Origin of the sequence: Sphingomonas sp. Xoc002 (assembly GCF_050408055.1) — a bacterium.
GTDB classification, from domain to species: Bacteria; Pseudomonadota; Alphaproteobacteria; order Sphingomonadales; family Sphingomonadaceae; genus Sphingomonas; species Sphingomonas yabuuchiae.
The window spans coordinates 3,341,921-3,360,279 of sequence record NZ_CP191175.1; the positions used below are offsets into that span (position 1 = coordinate 3,341,921).

Sequence of the window (18,359 nt, forward strand, 5' to 3'; positions counted from 1 at the left end):
CTTTGCCGGTGGGATCGCGGTGTCGTGGGTCCGCACCGGCCCCGTTGCCGATGCTGCGGCTGCGACCGGCACGCATTCCGTTTTTTCCAGCGGACCGGCGCCCCGCGCCGCCGCCCACCTTATTTACCGCGCGCGACGGCTGCCGCCAGGCCCGGCGCGCGCGTGGAGACTTCACAATGACCACGCGTATGCTGATCGACGCACGCCACCGGGAAGAAACCCGCGTGGCCGTCGTCAAGGGTAACCGGATCGAGGAATTCGACTTCGAGTCGGCCGAGCGCAAGCAGCTCAAGGGCAATATCTACCTCGCCAAGGTGACCCGCGTCGAACCGTCGCTGCAGGCGGCCTTCGTCGATTACGGGGGCAACCGTCATGGCTTCCTGGCCTTTTCGGAAATCCACCCCGACTATTACCAGATCCCGAAGGAAGATCGCGAAGCCCTGCTGCGCGAAGAGGCCGAGCATGCCGCCGAGGAGGCCGCGCTGCGCGCCGAACTCGACGCCGAGGATGACGAGGATCACGGGGACCACGACGGCGAGGATCATGACGATCACGCCGACGACCATCATGACGATGAGGACGGCGAGGCCGCGCCGCGCGCCCGCAAGTCGACCGTCAACGACGATCAGGTCGAGGCACTGCGCCAGCGTCGCCAGAATCTGCGCCGCCGCTACAAGATCCAGGACGTCATCCATCGCCGCCAGGTGCTGCTGGTCCAGATCGTCAAGGAAGAGCGCGGCAACAAGGGCGCGGCGCTGACCACCTATCTGTCGCTCGCCGGTCGTTACTGCGTGCTGATGCCCAACACGTCGCACGGCGGCGGCATCAGCCGGAAGATTTCGAACGCGGCCGACCGCAAGCGCCTGAAGACCATCATGGCCGAGATGCAGCTGCCCTCGACCATGGGCTGCATCGTCCGCACCGCGGGCCTTCAGCGCACCAAGACCGAGATCAAGCGCGATTTCGATTACCTCGCGCGCCTGTGGGACGGCATTCGCGAGAAGACGCTGCATTCGTCGGCGCCCGCGCTGATCTATGGCGACAGCGATCTGATCAAGCGGGCGATCCGCGACATCTACAATCGCGAGATCGAGGAAGTGATCGTTGAGGGCGAGGAAGGCTATCGCCAGGCGAAGGACTTCATGCGCCTGCTGATGCCTGCGCACGCCCGCCGGGTGAAGCAGTATGCCGACGCGGTCCCACTCTTCCAGCGCGCGCATGTCGAGGATCAGCTGGCCGCGATGTACAATCCGGTCGTCCAGCTGAAGTCGGGCGGCTATCTGGTCATCAACCCGACCGAAGCGCTCGTCTCGATCGACATCAACTCCGGGCGTTCGACCCGCGAGCATAATATCGAGCAGACCGCGACCGCGACCAATCTGGAAGCCGCGCAGGAAATCGCGCGCCAGCTGCGTCTACGTGACATGGCGGGCCTCGTCGTCATCGACTTCATCGACATGGACAACAACTCCAATGTCCGGAAGGTCGAGAAGGCGATGAAGGAGGCGCTGAAGAATGATCGTGCCCGTATCCAGGTCGGTCGCATCTCGTCCTTCGGCCTGATGGAAATGAGCCGCCAGCGCCTGCGCACCGGCGTGCTCGAAGCCTCGACCCGCCCCTGCCCGCATTGCGAGGGCACCGGCCTGGTCCGCACCGCCTCGTCCTCGGGCCTGTCGGCATTGCGCCTGATCGAGGACGAGGCCGCGCGCGGTCGCGGCTCGATCCTGACGCTGCGCGCCAGCCAGGAAGCCGCCGTCTATGTGCTGAACCGCAAGCGCGCCGACATCGCCGAGATCGAGGATCGCTACGGCGTGACCGTCGAGATCATCCCCGACCGCGAGGAAGAGGGTGCGCGTATGACGGTCGAGGCCTCGGGCCCGCCGCCGGCCTATGCGCCCAAGATCGACATGCTCCTTCCGGTCGAGGAAGATGAGGACGATCTGGTCGACGAGATCGAGGAGGAAGAAGAGGACGAGGTCGAGGAGGAAGCGACCGAGGCGCCCCGCCCGCGCGAATCGCGTGACGAGGGCGACGGCAATGGCCGCAAGCGCCGTCGCCGCCGTCGTGGTCGCCGCAACCGTGGCGAGGGTGAAGGCAGCGAACAGGCCGAAGGCGAAGAGCATGCCGACGTCGAGCAGGACGGGGGCGAGCAGCACGGCGCCGAGCAGGACGAGAGCGACGCCGAGGAATCGGCCGAGGACGACGCCGCCGAGACGGTCGAAGCCACCGAGGCCGAGCCGCGCGAAGGCGGACGCCGCCGTCGCGGTCGTCGCGGTCGCCGTGGCGGTCGTCGTGGCGAGGGCGCCGCGAACGACACGGCCGAGGCCGCGACCGAAACCGTGTCGGATGACGACGCGTCGGACGCGCCGCTGCCGATCGTCGAGCCGATCGAGGCGGGCGATGCCGCACCGGTGACGACCCCGCTCGCGGTGGCCGAGGCCGAAGCGAGCGACGCGCCCAAGACCCGCCGCCGTCCGCGCGCCCGCAAGGCCGCGCCGGTCGCCAGCGAAACGGTCGAGACGCCCGTCGTCGAGGAAGCCCCTGCTCCGGTCGCGCCGGTGGCGGAAGCCGAGGCGGAAGCTCCGGCCAAGCCCAAGCGCGTTCGCAAGAAGGCCGCTCCCAAGGTTGCTGCCGAGGAAGCCGCTCCGGTCGCCGAGGCGGAAGCTGAAGCCCCGGCCAAGCCCAAGCGCGTCCGCAAGAAGGCGGCCCCCAAGGTCGCCGCCGAGCCGGTCGCCGAGGAAGCTCCTGCCGCCGAGGCCACTCCGGCCGAGGAACCGGCTGCGACCGATACCGAGGCCGAAAGCGCGACCGCGGAAACCCCGCGCCGCGGCTGGTGGCAGCGCACCTTCGGCGCCTGATCGCACCGGCACCGAACGGCAAGACGCCCTCCTTCCCCAGCGGAAGGAGGGCGTTTTTTGTTGGGGTTTCTTTCTCATTCCTCCCCTGCAAGGGAGGTGGCAGGCCAAAGGCCTGACGGAGGGGTGTCACCTTTTGCGAGGGCGGGATGCCCCAACCGGGACACCCCTCCACCATGCTTCGCATGTGTGCGGGCGAGATGATGCCCCCGTCATCGTCTTGACGTGCCGGGGGCACGTCAAAGCCTGCACCCCCTCCCCTTCCAGGGGAGGATTATTAACCGGGTTCAGTCCGCCGGAAATGTCCGACTGCTCTTCACCACCCCATAGGCAAAGGTGGTATCCAGGCTGGCGATCCCGGCGATCGCGTGCATCTTGCGGCGGATGAAGCGTTCATAGGCCTCCAGATCGGCGACGATGACACGAAGCAGATAATCCGCATCCCCGGTCAGCAGGTGACAGTCCATCACCTCGTCCAGTTGGCGGATCGCCTCTTCGAACTGCTGCACCAGATCGCGGGCATGGCGCTCCAGCCGCACGCGGATGAACGCGGTCACCGGCAGGCCATAGCGCTGCTGGTCGACGATCGCGCCATAACCCTGGATCACCCCCGCCTGTTCGAGCAGGCGCACCCGCCGCAGACAAGGTGACGGCGACAGGCCGACCCGTTCGGCCAGGTCTTGGTTGGTGAGGCGTCCGTCCTGCTGGAGCAGGCGAACGATCTGGCGGTCCTTGGTGTCCATGCCCGATCTTAGCAGATTCTGCCAATTCAACATCCATGATTGGCAAAGAACGCAATTTCGACGTGGGGCTTCGGCCCTAGAATGGCGGCATCACGCAGAGAAAGCCTGTTCATCATGTCGATCCCCGCCCCCTTCGGTTTTGCGACCGCCGCCATCCATCATGGCTATGATCCTCAGGATCATGAGGGCGCGCTGACCCCGCCGCTCCACCTGACCTCGACCTTCGCCTTCGAAAGCGCAGAGGACGGCGCGGCGCGCTTCTCCGGAGAGGCGCCGGGCCATGTCTATAGCCGCATCTCCAACCCGACACTGGACCTGCTGGAACGGCGCATCGCGCATCTGGAGGGCGCCGAGGCGGCGCTGGGCACGGCATCGGGCATGGGGGCGATCACCGCGACCTTGTGGACGCTGCTGCGCCCCGGTGACGAAATCCTGACCGACATGACGCTTTATGGCTGCACCTTCGCCTTCATGCAGCATGGGCTGGGCCGGTTCGGCATCCGCGTCACCCATGTCGACATGACCGACATCGCCGCGGTCGAGGCGGCGTTTGGGCCCGACACCAGGCTCGTCTATTTCGAAACGCCCGCCAATCCCAATATGCGGCTGGTCGATATCCAGGCGGTGTGCACGCTCGCCAGGGCGCACGGCGCGTGGAGCGTGGTCGACAACACCTATGCCACGCCGGTCATCACCCGCCCGATCGCGCTGGGTGCCGATTTCGTCGTTCACTCCGCCACGAAATATCTCGGCGGACATGGCGATCTGGTGGCGGGCATGGTGCTGGGTCGGGCGGCGGATATCCAGCAGATCCGGCTGTTCGGTGTGAAGGACATGACCGGTGCGGTGCTGTCCCCGTTCAACGCCATGCTGATTCTGCGCGGCCTGAAGACGCTGGAACTTCGCGTGCACCGTCATGCCGCTTCGGCGCAAGGAATCGCCGAACGGCTTCAGGCGCATCCGGCGGTGCATGCGGTCCATTATCCGGGGCTGGAGAGCTTCCCCCAGCATGACTTGGCCCAGCGCCAGATGGCACTGCCCGGCGGGATGATCGCGTTCCGCGTGCGCGGCGGGTTTGAGGCGGGCAAGCGCGTGATGAACCGGCTAAAGCTGATTCAGCGCGCCGTGTCGCTGGGCGATGCCGAGACACTGATCCAGCATCCCGCCAGCATGACCCATTCCACCTATCCGGTCGAACAGCTCATCGCGCATGGCATCATGCCCGATCTGGTCCGGCTGTCGGTCGGGCTGGAGGATGTGCGGGATATCTGGGCCGATCTGGGTGCGGCCTTGGATGCTGAGCAGGACACGCTGTCGCAGGCGGCGTGACCGGGCGAGAGCCGCCGCCCCGCGGCAACCACACCTCCGTTCAGTGCCTAGCGGACCAATACGGGTTCATATTTCGGGTTCAGCATTCCGTCCCTTCTTGTCGGGCCGGAAGAACGGAAAGCCGCCAATGGGTATCAACGGATCGCGGGGATCGTCCGTGCAATCGCGTAGCCAAATACGACCGAAGCGGCCAACCAGGTCACACCAATCTCGATTACCAGCGCCATAAACCCCCTCCAGTCCGCTATGGCTCCTTCAATATCGCACGAACCCCTATCGCGCTAACGGACTTGTCCGCATTCTGTGATCGAATTTGCGATACAATCGGCGCGCCGGGTCGGACGACTGGCAACGCCGGTGGTCGCCCCACGAAAAAGGGCCGGACGTTTCCGTCCGGCCCCCTTGCTGACTGGCTAGCCCGATTACGCCGCCTTCGAGCGAGCCGCGCGCTTGCGCTCGTTCGGGTCGAGGTAGCGCTTGCGCAGACGGATCGACTTCGGGGTCACTTCGACCATCTCGTCGTCGTCGATATACGCAATGGCCTGTTCCAGCGTCATCTTCTTCGGCGGGGTCAGGCGGATGGCGTCATCCTTGCCGCCCGATGCGCGGAAGTTGGTCAGCTGCTTCGCCTTCATCGGGTTGACCTCGAGGTCATCCGTCTTGGCGTTCTCGCCGATGATCATGCCCTCATAGAGCGCCTCGCCGTGACCGACGAACAGGATGCCGCGCTCTTCGAGCGGACCCAAAGCATAGCCCTGCGCTTCGCCGGCGCCGTTCGAAATCAGAACGCCGTTCTTGCGGCCTTCGATCTTGCCCTTGTGGGGGCCATACTTCTCGAACAGGCGGTTCATGATGCCGGTACCGCGCGTGTCCGACAGGAACTCGCCGTGGTAACCGATCATGCCGCGCGATGGCGCCGAGAAGGTGATGCGGGTCTTGCCACCGCCCGAGGGACGCATGTCGGTCATCTCGGCCTTGCGCAGGTTCATCTTCTCGACGACCGTGCCCGAATATTCCTCGTCCACGTCGATGATGACGGTCTCGTACGGCTCGGTCTTCTTGCCGTCCTCGTCCTCGCCGAACAGCACGCGCGGGCGGCTGATGCCCAGCTCGAAGCCTTCGCGGCGCATCGTCTCGATCAGAACGCCCAGCTGGAGTTCGCCGCGACCGGCGACCTCGAAGCTGTCGCGGTCGTCGCTCTCGGTGACCTTCACCGCGACGTTCGATTCCGCTTCGCGCATCAGACGGTCGCGGATCATGCGGCTGGTGACCTTCGAGCCCTCACGGCCCGCCATGGGCGAGTCGTTGACGGCGAAGCGCATCGACAGCGTCGGCGGATCGATCGGCTGCGCCTTCAGCGGCTCGCTGACGCTGGTGTCGGCGATGGTGTTCGCCACGGTGGCGACCGCCAGACCCGCCAGCGAGATGATGTCGCCCGCCTTGGCTTCCTCGACCGGCACGCGGTCCAGGCCGCGGAACGACATGATCTTCGACGCACGGCCGGTCTCGACGATGTTGCCGTCGGCGTCGAGCGCGTGGATCGCCTGGTTCAGCTTGACCGTGCCCGAGTTGACGCGGCCGGTCAGGATGCGGCCCAAGAAGTTGTCGCGGTCGAGCAGCGTCACCAGGAAGGTGAAGGGCACGTCCTCGACCTCGACCTTGGGAGCGGGCACGTGGTTCACGATCGTCTCGAACATCGGGATCAGCGTGCCTTCGCGCGCGTCCATGTCGGTCGAGGCATAGCCGTTGCGGCCCGAGGCGTAGAGGACGGGGAAGTCCAGCTGCTCGTCATTCGCGTCGAGCGAGACGAACAGGTCGAACACTTCGTCCAGCACTTCCTGGATACGCGCATCGGCGCGGTCGACCTTGTTGACGACGACAATGGGCTTCAAGCCCAGCGCCAGCGCCTTGCCGGTCACGAACTTCGTCTGCGGCATCGCGCCTTCCGACGAATCGACCAGCAGGACGACGCCGTCGACCATCGAGAGGATGCGCTCCACCTCGCCGCCGAAGTCGGCGTGGCCGGGGGTGTCGACGATGTTGATGCGGATCGACTCGTCGCTGCCCGGGGGAGTCCAGTCGACCGAGGTCGGCTTGGCGAGAATGGTGATCCCGCGCTCCTTTTCCAGGTCGTTGGAGTCCATCGCGCGCTCTTCGACGCGCTGGTTGTCGCGGAAGGTGCCCGACTGGCGGAACAGCTGATCGACCAGGGTGGTTTTGCCATGGTCGACGTGCGCGATGATCGCCACGTTGCGGAGGCTCATGCAAATTTCTCTTGTTCGGAGGGTATGTCGCCGCGCGCCATAGCCGAAAGCCAAGCAAAGCGAAAGGGCGGCGCGGATATTGCGGCGCACAAAGGTGGTTGGCGGCTAAAACGATGCTCGCACCGGCAAGTTCCTCCCCTGCAAGGGGAGGTGGCAGTCCGCAGGACTGACGGAGGGGTGTCACCATCAGCGGGGACACCCCTCCACCAGCTTCGCTGGTCCCCCTCCCCTTGCAGGGGAGGAAATTATTTGGCGCGCGGCACCACCTTCAGCGTCCAGTCGGTATCGGGGCGCAGATACCTCGCCGCGACCGCCTGCAGGTCGGCCGGGCCGATCGACACGAAATCCTGCGCCAGCCGCTTGGTCGCCTCAATCCGTTGCGCGTCATAGGTCGCACCGCCCAGCCGCTGCATCCAGAACAGATTGCCCGAGGCCATGCGCGCGAGGCGCTGCGCCATGGGTCGCTTGATGCGTTGCAGTTCGTCGGCGTCGATCGGCTTGGACGCCAGGTCGGCGGCGATCGAACGGGCGGTCGACAGGAAGAAGTCGACCTTGTCGGGGGCGACCATGCCGATGGCGATCATCCGCCCGCCGCCGGGCAGGCCGATCGGCCACTGGCTGGCGACCTGCGGGCTGTAGCTGGCCCCCGCCTGCGACCGCAGCCGGTCGAACAGCCGGTCGGCAAAGACCTGCGCCAGCACGTCCAGCCGGTTGCGGATGCGGTCGTCGGCCGAGCCGCCGCCGGTCGGCCAGGCGATCACCGCCGCCGCCTGGTCGGCCGGGCCGGTATGGGTGCGGACGACCGGCGTGGCGACATGGGCGGGGAAGCGGATCGGCGGCACCGGGCCGGTCGCGCCTTTACGCGCCGGGATCGCCCCGAAGCTGTCGGCCACCGCCTTGATCGCCTCGTCCGCCTTCACGTCGCCGAACACCGACACCTCGATCGGGCCGGAGGCGAGCAGCGGGGCCCAGAGCGCCTTGAACGACTGGGGCGTGGTCGCCACCACCGCGTCGCGCGGCGGCGTGCCCCAGCGCGGATCGCCGTCGCGCAGCAACCGCTCCAGATCATGGCCGAGCACGCCGTCGGGCGACGAGTCGAACCCGTCATACCCCGCCAGCATCGCCGCCTTGGCCCGGTTGACCGGTGCCGCGTCCCAGCGCGGCGCGATCAGCTTGGCCGCCATCAGCTTGAGGTTGTCGGCATAATCGCCGGGCGACGACAGGGCGTTGAAGGCGAAGGCATCGTCATCGACGTCGAAGTCCAGCCCCATGGTCCGCCCGGCGGTCAGCCGGTCGAGATCGCCCTGGTCGAACTTGCCGATGCCCCCCGCGACCAGCGCGAGGTCGGCCGCCCAGGCCGGGCTTTCCCGGTTTGCGGGCAAGGCGTCATAGCCACGCCCGAACCGGACCCGCAGATAGACGCGGGCCGTCTCGCCGTCATTGGCGAACAGCAGCAGCCGCGTGCCATTGGCGAAGGTCACTTTCTCCAGCCCCAGATCTGAGACCTTCTCGCGTGACACGACCTTGCCGGGGGTACCCAGCTTGGGGAGCTGAGCGAAGGTCACCGTGCCCTGGCGGCGACGCTGTTCGGCGAGCGGGCGGACATCGGCCTTCAGCGCGGCGGTCAGCCTGGCGACCGCATCGGCTTGCACGGTGCGGGTGTTGACCAGCGCGCGGGTCGCGGTGCCCTGGAAAATCTTACGCGTCGAAGCCAGCACCGTGTCGGGCGTGAACATCTTTTTATCGATGGCCTGACGCAGGATCTGATAGCTCGTCTCGGGCGCCGTCACCGTCTCGCGGATATCGAGTGCGCCGACCATGTCGTCGGCCTGTTTCGACCCCGCCTCGACCCGCGCGGTTTCGACCTGGTTGCGCAGGATCGCGTCGTAATCGGCGAGTTCGCGGTCGATCTCGCCCTGCGTCGGCGGAGTCGCCATCGCATCGGCGACGACCGCCCGCACGTCCTTCAGCGCGGCTTCCCAATTGTCGCCGATCGGCACGACATTGACCGTGGTGAGATTGGCCGAGCGCGACACATCGTCGAGCGCGACGCTGGCCTGGAGGAAGCTGCCCCCGGCGCGCGCCCGATTTTCCAGACGGCGACTGATCAGGCGGGCGGCGACCATGTCGACCATCCGCTTCTGGTTGAAGATCGCGGTATCGTCCTGATACTGCCACGGGCGCAGCACCGCCATGGCGACGACCGGCGGCATGGACGGCTCGACCAGCGCGCCAGCGACAGGCGCATCGGCGGTCGGCTTGCCGAAATCGGGATCGGGCGGATTGGGGCCGGCGCCCTGCCAGGACCCGAAATTCTTGGTGACGAGTCTGGCGAGCAGCGCCGGATCCATGTCACCCGAGATGATGACGACCGCGCGTTCGGGGCGATACCAGCGGTCGTGGAACGCCTTCACCGTCTCGGGCGTCGCGGCCTCCAGCGTCTTGAGCTGGCCGATCGGCGAACGTTCGGCCAGCGATTGCCCCGCAAAGAAGGTCTCGCGCAGCTTGTCCGAATAGCGGACCTGCGGCCCCGGCTGCTCGCGGCGTTCGGCCAGCACGACCGGGCGCTCGGCGTTGAGCGACTGGGCGGTCAGCGAGGGGGCGGCCATCATGCCGCTCAGGATCTTCAGACTCTCGTCCAGCCCCGCCTCGGTCGCGCCGGGCAGGTCGAGCTGATAGACGGTCTGGGTCGGCGTGGTGGACGCGTTGGAGTCCGAGCCGAAGGTCGCGCCCAGCCGCTGCCAGATACGCTTCGCCTCGCCGTCCGGCACATATTGCGATCCGCGGAAGGACAGATGCTCGATCAGATGGGCGAAGCCGCGCTCCGACGCCTGCTCGTTCAGCGAGCCCGCATCGATCCGCACCCGTACCGCCACCTGCCCGGGCGGCACGCCGTTGCGGCGGACCGCGAAGCGCAGGCCATTGGCCAGCCGCCCGAACTTCCACATCTTGTCCTGCGGCAGGTCCGACCCCTTGTAGAGCCAGGGCGTCTGGTCGACGCCGGGGATCGGTGGCAATGGGGCCAAGGGGTCGGCCGCCGCCGGGACCACGCCAGCGGGCACCGGCAGCCCTTGCGGCACCGAACGATTGTCGGTCTGGCCGGGAACCTGGCCGATGACGGGGATCGCCAGCCCGAGAAGGACCGGCAGGGCAAGGCGGCGCATAGCGCGGGACGGAAATGCCATGCCCCCCTCATAACCCGCCGCACGCCGGATCGCCAGCCGCCCCTAAATCGCCCCAATGCACCGCTTTGCGACGGCCGGACGCCATCATTTCGACCCAGTGGCGGCCTAGCACGGCCAGACTGATCCCGCGTCACAAGGGCCGTCGATGCCCGGGCGCCAAGGGTCGGGCCGGGGATGTTCGGAACGTGATGACCAAGTCGATCAAGGCCAGTGCCCAGCGTCAGGGCGCGGCCACAATATGGCACAATTCGGGCGAGGCCGAGCGGCCCGTGCGGCCCGTCCCGAGCCTGGTCACCGCGATCCCCAGCCTTCCCTCGCCCCCCGCCCCGCCCCATCCCGCGCTGGCGGCGCTGTGCCGGGCGTTCGACGGGGTGATTGCGGCATCCTCGCTGGTGCCCAACGACCCCGTGCTCGATATTCGCGACTTCGACTGGACGGCCGGGCTGCGGCGGCAATGGCGCGCGATCCGGGACGAGGCGGTCGCGGTCTCGGGTCCGGCGGCAACCAGCCGGATCGTCCCGCTGCTGCGGGGTGGCGAGACGGCGAATCGCTGTCCCGTCGCGACGGCGGCACTGGCCGAGGTGCCCGGGCTGCACGACGCCGCCTTCGCCCTGCTCGCGCCCGGTGCGCATGTCGAAATGCGGCGCGGCGCGACCAAGGGGCTGCTGACCTGTCATCTGGGGCTGGCCGTGCCCCGCGACGGCGGCGCCCGGATGCGGGTGCGCGACCGGATCGTGCGCTGGGCCGAGGGTGAGACGCTGATCTTCGACGACAGCTATCCGCATGAATTGTGGAACGAAGCCGAGGGCGCGCGGATCGTCCTGCGGCTGCGTTTTGCCCGCCCGTTGCGTCAGCCCGGCCGAGCCGTGGCGGACGGCCTGCTGCGCCTGATCGGCGAGACGGCCTGACCGTCGGTTTCGGCCGATCCGGTACGAAAACCGGACACTCTTAACCTTTTGGTAACCCGTGACCCACGACAAGCCGCGCCGCTTGCCGCCCCCGGTTTTGTCACGGAATTGTCATGTTTATCAAGAGCGTAGCAGCCCGTCTCATCGCGCCCGTGCTGGTGTCGATGCTGTTGCTGGCGATCCTGTCGGCCGTCACCCTGCAGACCGAGGGGCGGGTCGCCCGCGCCAATCAGGATGCCGCCCACGCCGAGGCGGTGATGCTGCGGCTGGCCGAACTCCGCTCGCTCAGCCGGTCGCTGCAACGCGATGCGCTCAACCTGGTGATCGAAAGCGATCCCGCCGAGCGAAAGGTGATCCAGGGCAAGTTCGACACGCGGCTGGGCAAGTTTGCCGACCAGCTGGGTACGCTGCAAGGCGATGCGGCGCGCTATGCGATCACGTCTGCCTATTTCACCTCGCAGGCCCGCGTCCGCCGCGAACTGACCGAGGTCGGCCGCCTCGCAGGCACCGGAGACCGCGCCGCCGGTCTTTCCCATTTCCGCCAGCGGGTGCGCCCGGCCGAGCGACTGGCATCCAGGATCGCCGACGCGCGGATCGATGCGCTGACCGACGAGGTGAAGGCGCTGCACATCCGCGCCGATGCCGTCGCCGAACAGGGACGCTGGATCCTGATCGGCGCGACATTGCTGCTCGCCATCGCCGGGCTGGCGACCGGCCTGTACATGGCGCTGCGCACCGTCGTCCGGCCGCTGCACGAGCTGCGCCAGGCCATGGGGATGCTGGCCGAAGGCCAGACCGGGCGCGCCATTCCCCATGCCGAACGCGAGGACGAGGTGGGCGAGATGGCACGCTCGATGGTCGCCTTTCGCGACCAGCTCACCCGCGCCGAGGCGGAGAAGACCGCCCAGACCCAGCTGATCGTCGCCAGTATCGGCCGGGGCCTGTCGGCACTGGCGAAGGGCGACCTGACGGCGCGGATCGATGCGAGGCTGGACGAGCCCTTCGCCCGGCTGAAGAACGACTTCAACACGGCGATGGCGGCGCTGCATGAGACCATGGCGCGCGTCGTGGGCGCGACCAGCGGCGTGCGGGCGGGCGCGATGGACATACGTCAGGCCTCGGACGACCTGTCGCAACGCACCGAGCAGCAGGCCGCCAGCCTGGAGGAAACCGCCGCCGCGATGGACGAGATCACCGCGACCGTCCGTCATGCCGCGACCGGCGCGAGCGATGCCGCGCTGGCGCTGGAACAGACCCGCGCCGATGCGCGCGACGGCGGCGCGGTGGTCGTCCGCGCCCGCGCGGCAATGGTCGACATCCAGCGCGCCTCGTCCGAGATCGAGGAGATTATCGGCGTCATCGACGGCATCGCCTTCCAGACCAATTTGCTCGCGCTCAATGCCGGGGTCGAGGCGGCGCGCGCGGGCGAGGCCGGGCGCGGCTTTGCGGTGGTCGCTTCCGAGGTACGCGCGCTGGCGCAGCGTTCGGCCGATGCCGCGCGCGACGTGAAGCAGCGCGTGCTGGCCAGCGCCAGCGGCGTGCAGAACGGCGTCGCGCTGGTCGGCGAGACGGGCGTGGCGCTGGAGAAGATCAACGAGGGCATGGGTCGGCTGGGCACGCTGATGACCGGCATCGCCGACGATGCGAATCGTCAGGCCAAGGGGCTGGGCGAGGTGAACACCAGCCTGTCCCAGATGGACATGGTGACGCAGCAGAACGCCGCGATGGTCGAACAGGCCACCGCCGCCGCGCGGAGCCTGGCCGAGGAGGCGGAGCAATTGTCGCAGGCGGTCGAACGCTTCGTGCTCGACATGGCGCCCGCGCCGCTGCGGGTCGTCGAGTCGGTGAAGGAACGGGTCGTGCCGCTGCCCGTGCGACGCGCGGCGAACGAGGACTGGTCGGCCTTCTGATGGCGATCCCGGATCGGCAAAGCGCGATTGCCTCTGCGGAAACGCATCCTTTCCCGCGTCCTGCTTGATCCCCATCGCGACCCGCGCCACATGGGGGTCATGCTGATCGAGACCGAACCGACGCCCAACCCGGCGACGCTGAAATTCCTGCCCGGCCGCAAGGTCATGGACAGCGGCACCCGCGACTTCGCCTCGCCCGAGGAAGCCGCCGCCAGCCCGCTGGCCGAGGCGATCTTCAACCTGGGCGACGTGACCGGCGTGTTCTTCGGCCGCGACTTCGTGTCGGTCACGATCGCGCCCGGCACCGACTGGTCGGACGTGAAGCCCGATGTGCTGGGCATCCTGCTCGACCATTTCTCGGCGCAGATGCCGCTGTTCCGCCAGGGCGCGGCGGACTTTTCGGTGCCGTCGGAGGACAGCTTCACCGACGATCCCGAGGATGCCGACATCGTCGCCCAGATCCGCGAGCTGATCGACACGCGCGTTCGCCCGGCAGTCGCCAATGACGGCGGCGACATCGTCTATCGCGGCTTCGACAAGGGCAAGGTGTACCTGAAGATGCAGGGCGCCTGCGCCGGTTGCCCCTCGTCCACCGCGACGTTGAAGAACGGCATCGAGCAGCTGCTGCGCCATTATGTCCCCGAAGTCACCGAAGTGAGGGCCGTCTGATGAACCCCATCGATGATGCCAGCCTCGACCGGCTGTTCCGCGAGGGCCGCACCTTCAACCATTATCTCGACAAGGCCGTAGGCGAGGACGAGATCCGGGCGATCTGGGATCTGATGAAGATGCCGCCGACCTCGACCAACCAGAGCCCGGCGCGCATGGTCTGGTGCCTGAGCGCGGAGGCGAAGGAAAAGCTCGCGTCCTGTGCCTCGGACAGCAATGCCGACAAGATCCGCAACGCGCCCGCCGCCGTCATCATCGGCATGGACGTGAACTTCCACGAAACCCTGCCGCAGCTGTTCCCGCATGTGGACGCCAAGAGCTGGTTCGACGGCAATACTGAACTGCGCGAAGCCTCGGCCTTCCGTAACAGCTCGCTCCAGGGCGCCTATCTGATCCTCGCCGCGCGCGCGCTGGGGCTAGATACCGGTGCGATGTCGGGCTTTGACCAGGGCGCGGTGGACAAGGCGTTCTTCGCCGACCAGCCGGGCGTACGGTCGAACTTCATCGCGACGCTGGGTTATGGCGACACGTCCAAGCTGCACCCGCGCAACCCCCGGCTGGCGTTTGAACAAGCCAACCGGATCGCCTGAGACAAACTTGCGCACGCTGGTCATCGACACCGCCACCGCCGCCTGCTCGGTCGCCCTTCTCGATGGCGACCGGGTGATCGCGCGTGACCATAACGTGGTCGGGCGCGGCCATGCCGAGCGGCTGGTGCCGATGATCGCGGCCTTGCCCGATGGCGGCCGGGCGGAGCGCATCCTGGTCGATTGCGGGCCGGGCAGCTTCACCGGCATCCGCGTCGGCATCGCGGCGGCGCGCGGGCTGGCGCTGGGCTGGGGCGTGACCGCGACCGGCTATCAATCGCTGGCGCTGGTCGCCGCCGCCGGGTTCGCCGGACGCGACGACGCCGCGCTGACGGTCGTGCTGGAAGGCGGGCATGGCGAGGTCTTCGTGCAGGCCTTTGCCCGCGACCTGACCGCCCTCTCCCCCTTCGCCTCGATGAAGCCCGATGCCGCGCTTGCCGCACTGGAGGGCCGGGTCGCGATCGGCAACGGGGTTCGCTGGCTGACCGCATTGGCACCCGATCTGCCGGTGGTCGAAGCGCTGCCCGATGCGTCGGAGGCATGGCGGCTGCCCGCCGACCTCACCGCCCTGCCCCCGCGCCCCGTCTATGGCCGAGCGCCCGACGCCAAACTGCCCGGCGGCATCACCCCGCCCGACGCCGTCGGTCTCGGGGCCGCCTGATGGCCAGCATCGGCATCTCGCTTCGCCCCGGTGACGCGCGCGACGCCGGTGTCGTCGAACAGGTCATGGCCGCCGCCTTCGACCCGCAATGGGGCGAGGCCTGGACCCGCTCGCAACTGCTCGGCGTGATGGCGCTGCCCGGCATCAAGCTGCTGGTCGCCGAGGCGGGCGAGGAACCGGCGGGCTTTGCGCTGACCCGTTCGGTGCTGGACGAGGCCGAATTGCTGCTGCTGGGCGTCACGCCGGAGCATCGCCGCGCGCGGATCGGCAGCCTGCTGGTCGAGGCGGTCGTCGCCGACTGTGCCGCGCATGGGGTGGAAACGCTGCATCTGGAGGTGCGGTCGAACAATCCCGCCATCCTGTTCTACTCCGCGCACGGCTTTGCCAAGTGCGGGGAACGGCGCAATTATTACAAGGGCGCAGACGGGCGCCATTACGACGCGCACACCTATCGACGGTCGATCGCAACCCGGGCCATCGGCTGACCCGATCACTGTTTCCGGGTTATTGCGAGTCGCTATCCCCTTTTCGCAATTAGGCTTTGGGGGTAGAGAGGGGTTTGCCCGAGGAGTTGAAACGTTACCATGGCCCGCAAAATCGATCTCGAAGCGCTGTGCGCGCAAAAGGGACTGCGCATCACCGAACAGCGCCGCGTGATCGCCCGCGTCCTGTCGGAGGCGGAGGACCATCCCGATGTGGAAAAGGTCTATGAGCGTGCCGCCAAGATCGATCCCGGCATCTCGATCGCGACCGTGTACCGCACCGTCCGCCTGTTCGAGGAAGCGGGCATCCTGGACCGCCATGATTTCGGCGACGGCCGCGCCCGCTACGAACCTTCGCCCGAGGCGCATCACGACCATCTGATCGATGTCGAGACCGGCCGCGTGATCGAGTTCGTCGACCCCGAACTGGAACAGCTGCAAAAGGCGATCGCCGAGAAGCTGGGCTTCCGCCTGGTCGATCACCGGATGGAGCTTTACGGCGTCAGCCTCGACCGCAAGGGATGATGGCAGCGGCCGTCCCCGACGACGCCGACAGCAAGGGCGGCCTGCGAGCAGCGGGTCGCCTTTTGTGTATCGTGGGCGTGCTGCCGATCGCGCTGGCGCTGCACGGAGCGTGGCGGATGGTCGGGCGCGCCTCGCCCTGGCCGCGTCGGTTCCTGCGCCGGGTCGCGATGATCCTGGGCGCGGATATTCGCGTCATCGGCACGGCCGAACGCCGCGATGTGATGATTGCGGCCAATCACCTGAGCTGGATGGATATCCTCCTGCTGGCGGGCACGTCAGGCACGCGTTTCGTCGCGAAGGCGGAAGTGGCGGCGCTGCCGTTGGTCGGCTGGCTCGCCGGGCTCAACCGCACCCTGTTCGTCGAGCGCGGCGATCGGTTGGGCGTGGGCGATCAGGTCGCGACGATCCGCACTGCCCTGACCGAAGGGCAGCCGCTGGCGGTGTTTCCGGAAGGGACGACCGGCGACGACCTCCACCTGCTGCCCTTCAAGCCCGCGCTGTTTGCCGCCCTGGTGCCGCCCTTGCCCGGTATCCGGGTGCAGCCGGTGCGGATCGACTATGGCGCGGCGGCGGGCGATCTGGCCTGGCTCGGCACCGATCCGGGGGACGCCCATGTCAAACGGGTGCTGCGGCGGCGGGGGCGGTTCACCGTCACGCTCCATTATCTCGCGCCATTCGACCCGGCGGACTTCCCGGACCGCAAGGCGATCGCGGCGGAGACTCGGCGGCGAATCGTCGAAACCTGATCTCCGTCGCGGCCAGTGCGCCTTCCCGAAGCTGGCGAGCGGGCGACTTTTACGATAAGGGCCGCGTCATGCCCGCATCTCCCAAGACCTTCCACGTCAAGTCCTTCGGCTGTCAGATGAACGTCTATGACGGCGAGCGCATGGCCGAATTGATGGCCGCGCAAGGCCTGTCGACGACCGACGATGCCAGCGCCGCCGATCTGATCGTCCTCAACACCTGCCACATTCGCGAGCGCGCGACCGAGCGGGTCTATTCGGAGATCGGCCGTCTGCGGAAGGATGCGGGCGAGCAGGGCCGCAAGCCGATGATCGCGGTCGCAGGCTGCGTCGCCCAGGCCGAAGGGGCGGAGATCGTCCGCCGCGCCAAGGTCGATGTGGTCGTCGGCCCGCAGGCCTATCACAACCTGCCCGATCTGGTCGCCAGGGCGGCGGCGGGCGAGGCCGCGCTCGACACCGACATGCCGGTCGAGTCCAAGTTCGTCCACCTGCCCGGCCGTCGCAAGGTGAACCCCTCCGCCTTCCTGACCGTGCAGGAAGGCTGCGACAAGTTCTGCACCTATTGCGTCGTGCCCTATACGCGCGGTGCCGAGGTCAGCCGATCCTATTCGGCGATCATGGACGAGGCACGGTCGCTGGTCGATGCGGGCGCGCGCGAGATCACGCTGCTGGGCCAGAACGTCAATGCGTGGAACGATGCCGACGATCGTGGCCTTCACGGCCTGATCCGCGAATTGGACCGGATTCCGGGGCTTCACCGCATCCGCTATACCACCAGCCACCCCAACGACATGACCCAGGGGCTGATCGACGCGCACCGCGATGTCGAAAGCCTGATGCCCTTCCTCCATCTGCCGGTGCAGTCGGGCAGCGACCGCATCCTGAAGGCGATGAACCGCCAGCATACGCGCGACAGCTATATGCGGGTGATGGACCGCGTGCGCGCGGCACGCCCCGACATCGCGCTGTCGGGGGATTTCATCGTCGGCTTCCCCGGCGAGACCGAGGCGGACTTCGCGGACACGCTGAGCCTGGTCGACGCGATGGGCCATGCCCAGGCGTTCAGCTTCAAATATTCGCCCCGCCCCGGCACCCCCGCCGCGACGATGGCGGATCAGGTTCTGCCCGAGGTGATGGACGACCGCCTCCAGCGTCTCCAGGCCGCGCTCAACCGCGACCAGCATGCGTTCAACCTTGCCAGCGTCGGTCGGACCTGCACCGTCCTGCTGGAACGGCGCGGCAAGCTGCCCGGCCAGATGCTCGGCAAGTCGCCCTGGCTCCAGTCGGTCCACCTGATCGGCGACCACCAGATCGGCGACTTGGTCGAGGTCGAACTGGTCGCCGCCGGACCGAACTCGCTGACCGGCGAGGCCAAGGTAAAGGCGGCGGCGTAAGCCCCAACCTCCGTTCAGCCTGAGTGGAGTCGAAGCCTACGCCTGCGCTTACGCAATTTTTGTTCGCGCGGAGGCGCGGAGACGCGGAGACGCGGAGGTGCCTG

14 protein-coding genes are annotated in these 18,359 nt (G+C 67.6%); 11 read left to right on the plus strand and 3 right to left on the minus strand.

Translation table 11 applies throughout. The features are described from left to right. Positions 1-176 precede the first annotated feature (176 nt). Positions 177-2,858 (plus strand): Rne/Rng family ribonuclease, encoded by a 2,682-nt coding sequence (locus ACQR50_RS15345; protein WP_428968966.1) that lies wholly within the window; start codon positions 177-179, stop codon positions 2,856-2,858. Positions 2,859-3,142: 284 nt separating this feature from the next. Here ACQR50_RS15345 and ACQR50_RS15350 read toward each other — a convergent pair whose 3' ends face one another. After that, positions 3,143-3,598 carry an Lrp/AsnC family transcriptional regulator gene (locus ACQR50_RS15350; protein WP_428968967.1) on the minus strand — a complete coding sequence of 152 codons (456 nt, stop codon included), beginning with the start codon at positions 3,596-3,598 and terminating at the stop codon, positions 3,143-3,145. A 114-nt stretch (positions 3,599-3,712) separates the two neighbouring features. On the opposite strand from ACQR50_RS15350, the gene ACQR50_RS15355 reads away from it, so the two are divergent. Continuing rightward, positions 3,713-4,927 carry a methionine gamma-lyase gene (locus ACQR50_RS15355; protein WP_428968968.1) on the plus strand — a complete coding sequence of 405 codons (1,215 nt, stop codon included), beginning with the start codon at positions 3,713-3,715 and terminating at the stop codon, positions 4,925-4,927. A 422-nt stretch (positions 4,928-5,349) separates the two neighbouring features. Here ACQR50_RS15355 and typA read toward each other — a convergent pair whose 3' ends face one another. Further along, positions 5,350-7,191, minus strand: coding sequence for a translational GTPase TypA (gene typA, locus ACQR50_RS15360; protein ID WP_042489612.1), 1,842 nt, complete (start codon positions 7,189-7,191; stop codon positions 5,350-5,352). Positions 7,192-7,436: 245 nt separating this feature from the next. Further along, positions 7,437-10,376: a M16 family metallopeptidase gene (locus ACQR50_RS15365; protein WP_428968969.1), complete on the minus strand. Its 2,940-nt coding sequence runs from the start codon at positions 10,374-10,376 to the stop codon at positions 7,437-7,439. Between the two features lie 188 nt (positions 10,377-10,564). Here ACQR50_RS15365 and ACQR50_RS15370 point away from each other — a divergent pair, with 188 nt between their 5' ends. The 9 genes from ACQR50_RS15370 to miaB all read left to right on the plus strand — a co-directional run bounded on the left by ACQR50_RS15370 (position 10,565) and on the right by miaB (position 18,255). Continuing rightward, positions 10,565-11,284 carry an aspartyl/asparaginyl beta-hydroxylase domain-containing protein gene (locus ACQR50_RS15370; RefSeq protein ID WP_428970720.1) on the plus strand — a complete coding sequence of 240 codons (720 nt, stop codon included), beginning with the start codon at positions 10,565-10,567 and terminating at the stop codon, positions 11,282-11,284. 113 nt (positions 11,285-11,397) lie between these two features. Then, positions 11,398-13,194 (plus strand): methyl-accepting chemotaxis protein, encoded by a 1,797-nt coding sequence (locus ACQR50_RS15375; RefSeq protein ID WP_428968970.1) that lies wholly within the window; start codon positions 11,398-11,400, stop codon positions 13,192-13,194. 99 nt (positions 13,195-13,293) lie between these two features. After that, complete coding sequence (locus tag ACQR50_RS15380) at positions 13,294-13,863, plus strand: NifU family protein (RefSeq protein WP_428968971.1); 570 nt, start codon at positions 13,294-13,296, stop codon at positions 13,861-13,863. Continuing rightward, on the plus strand, positions 13,863-14,453 hold the full coding sequence (locus ACQR50_RS15385; protein ID WP_076717586.1) for a malonic semialdehyde reductase: 591 nt from the start codon (positions 13,863-13,865) through the stop codon (positions 14,451-14,453). The genes ACQR50_RS15380 and ACQR50_RS15385 overlap by 1 nt, the downstream gene beginning before the upstream one ends. Before the next feature lie 7 nt (positions 14,454-14,460). Then, entirely contained in the window at positions 14,461-15,111 is a 651-nt protein-coding gene (gene tsaB / locus ACQR50_RS15390; RefSeq protein ID WP_428968972.1) for a tRNA (adenosine(37)-N6)-threonylcarbamoyltransferase complex dimerization subunit type 1 TsaB, read from the plus strand. Continuing rightward, the gene (locus ACQR50_RS15395; RefSeq protein ID WP_428968973.1) at positions 15,111-15,596 is read left to right on the plus strand and encodes a GNAT family N-acetyltransferase; all 486 of its coding nucleotides are present in this window, start codon (positions 15,111-15,113) and stop codon (positions 15,594-15,596) included. The genes tsaB and ACQR50_RS15395 overlap by 1 nt, the downstream gene beginning before the upstream one ends. 99 nt (positions 15,597-15,695) lie before the next feature. After that, positions 15,696-16,118, plus strand: coding sequence for a Fur family transcriptional regulator (locus ACQR50_RS15400; protein WP_007406973.1), 423 nt, complete (start codon positions 15,696-15,698; stop codon positions 16,116-16,118). Continuing rightward, entirely contained in the window at positions 16,118-16,864 is a 747-nt protein-coding gene (locus ACQR50_RS15405) for a lysophospholipid acyltransferase family protein (protein ID WP_428968974.1), read from the plus strand. Before ACQR50_RS15400 ends, ACQR50_RS15405 begins: the two co-directional genes overlap by 1 nt. 68 nt (positions 16,865-16,932) lie before the next feature. Next, positions 16,933-18,255, plus strand: coding sequence for a tRNA (N6-isopentenyl adenosine(37)-C2)-methylthiotransferase MiaB (miaB, locus tag ACQR50_RS15410; RefSeq protein ID WP_428968975.1), 1,323 nt, complete (start codon positions 16,933-16,935; stop codon positions 18,253-18,255). The last annotated feature ends 104 nt before the right edge of the window (positions 18,256-18,359 follow it).